We start from the raw sequence: 1,429 nt of genomic DNA on the forward strand, positions 1-1,429 counted from the left end.
CAGTAAATCGTTTTGATTCTTCAGTAGTGATATAGAAATCTAAACCAACGATTTTTAAATCTGATAATTTTGTAATACTCTTAGGGATATGTTCCCAATAACCGGCGTTTTGCGGGCAGAAATTCCATGCTCCGTTGTTTTTCTTATTGAAAATGTCAATGACACGTTCGAATTTAAGCATATTTCTACCTGTGCTGTTTCTGGTAAGTACTTGTCTTAGAGCACCATTATAGTGTCCAGGCAGTACATCCAAGAACCACCCTGCATCTCTAAACGCTTTCGGTAACGGGAAATCTAATGCATTTTGTGTGTCTTGCGTATAGATATAGTAATGACCAACTTCCGTAATATCACTTAGATATGCTGGGTTCTGTATTGGTAACGGTTTAACACGTCCGCCTGAATCAGTCATTGATACTTGAGGTGCGATGTTTTTCAAGAATTGGTTTACACCTCTTTGACCGATAGAATAAATTGAATGATGTCTGTTGTTACCAGGTCCAATAGTTACCCCGATTAGAAGTGCTTTACGTCCTGTTTCTAGATCGTAATACATATCTAGACCCTCAGCCTCTTGGAAATCTCCTTTAAAGTTGTTATTCACACCGCCTATATCGATACGACGTTTAAATAACAATTCTTTCGTTTTGATATCGAAGCCTTGTAAGTAGTTAGGGTTGGCTGTATTCGAATCACCTGTATACCAATATAAGATACCTGCATCATAAGTGATACCTTGCATAGGTTGTGTATCTGAAGTGTATTCCATAGGTATATCCATTTGATACAATACTTTGTCTATACCTTTATCAATATCGTCAGCACTTCTAACCTCAACAAAGTTCAACGAATTCTTAAGTTGTCTTTCAGTGGGTTTATATTCACGTCTAAAAATCATTAAATTTTCTACTGGATTATAAATCGCTGACGTATATCTGTCGTTAAATATATTCGGCATGACATCTTGCATTTCATTACCATAAGTTATTTCTCCAGTTCTATATTGGAAACGTACAAACTTGTTGTTTTTGTTACTGTCCAATACAGCTGAATAAATCCATAATTCTCCATCAATGTATCTATACGCATTGTGTGTACCGTGACCGCCGTTTTTAACAAGCAATCTATCAATAAATTGTCCGTTGGGCTTCAATCTAGATAACATGTAATGATTACCTGGACGAGCTTGCGTCATATAAATAATTTTCGTTCTAGGGTCTACCCAAAATGATTGCATTACTGCATTTGTATATGGCGATAAATCAGTGATAAATTCCGGTTCTTGCTCTTTTGGTTCGAATCGGTATTCTGTCGCTCGATATTCTTTATAGTGTTCATCTACAGCTTTCTCAACCTTTTTAGTGAAAGCATCTAGTGTTGAATAATCATGATACAAACGATCTTGCAATGTCTTATGACCATAACCTGT

The 1,429-nt window shown here is 36.2% G+C and carries 1 protein-coding gene; it reads right to left on the bottom strand.

Annotated elements, in window-relative coordinates; genetic code table 11:
- Nucleotides 1–1,429 (bottom strand): phage baseplate protein (locus KQ486_RS13965; protein ID WP_216687991.1); only part of this gene is annotated, 1,429 nt, incomplete at both ends.

The organism is Allobacillus halotolerans, assembly GCF_018967645.1.
In the GTDB taxonomy this organism is placed as follows: domain Bacteria; phylum Bacillota; class Bacilli; order Bacillales; family Alkalibacillaceae; genus Allobacillus; species Allobacillus halotolerans.